Annotated in this window: 1 protein-coding gene; it reads right to left on the bottom strand. The window is 70.3% G+C overall.

Annotation, left to right across the window (positions count from 1 at the left end; all coding sequences use genetic code 11):
• On the bottom strand, positions 1–1,002 hold a 1,002-nt coding region (eno, locus tag AOZ53_RS13930), incomplete at both ends, for a phosphopyruvate hydratase (RefSeq protein WP_054488300.1).

Here is a 1,002-nt window from a genome sequence, read left to right as displayed (position 1 = left end):
GCATAGACGGCGGCCGCGCCCAGTTCGCGTTCGATGCGCAGCAGGCGGTTGTACTTGGCGGTGCGGTCGGCGCGCGACAGCGAGCCGGTCTTGATCATGCCGCAGTTGGCCGCCACCGCCAGGTCGGCGATGCTGGTGTCCTCGGTTTCGCCGGAGCGGTGCGACATCACCACGCCGTAGCCTGCGCGGCGCGCCAGCGCCAGCACCTGCGCGGTCTCGCTGAGCGTGCCGATCTGGTTGATCTTGACCAGGATGGCGTTGGCCACGCCCTGGTCGATGCCGGCCTGGAACAGCCGCGGGTTGGTGCAGAACACGTCGTCGCCCACCAGCTGGCAGGCGCCGCCCAGCGTCGCGCCCAATGTCTTCCAGCCGATGATGTCGTCCTCGGCCATGCCGTCCTCGATCGAGACGATGGGGTAGTCGCGCACCAGCCCGGCCAGGTACTGCACCTGCTGTTCGGCGTCGCGCAGCAGGTTCTCGCCGTGGTAGCGGTAGCCGTCCGGGCCGTGGAATTCACTGGCGGCCGGGTCCAGCGCCAGCGCGATGTCGGCGCCGGGGCGCAGGCCGGCGCGCTCGATCGCGGCCATGATGAAGTCCAGCGCCTCGGGCGCGTTGCGCAGCGTGGGCGCGAAGCCGCCTTCATCGCCCACGTTGACGCTGTGGCCGGCCGCCTTGAGGGCGTGGCGCAGCGTGTGGAAGACCTCCGCGCCCATGCGCAGCGCCTCGCGGAAGCTGTCCGCGCCCACCGGCAGGATCATGAATTCCTGGAAATCCAGCGGGTTGTCGGCATGCGCGCCGCCGTTGATGATGTTGATCATCGGCACCGGCAGGGTCTGCGCCTGCACGCCGCCGATGTGGCGCCACAGCGGCAGCCGCTGGCTGTGGGCGGCCGCGTGCGCCACCGCCAGCGACACGCCGAGCAGGGCGTTGGCGCCCAACCGGCTTTTGTCGGGCGTGCCGTCCAGTTCGATCATGATCTGGTCGATCCGGGCCTGCTGATCG

It is taken from the genome of Achromobacter sp. 2789STDY5608621 (genome assembly GCF_001299375.1).
In the GTDB taxonomy this organism is placed as follows: Bacteria; Pseudomonadota; Gammaproteobacteria; order Burkholderiales; family Burkholderiaceae_B; genus Achromobacter; species Achromobacter insuavis.
Note: the sequence above shows the minus strand (reverse complement) of the source record. Positions and strands in the feature narration are given on the sequence as shown.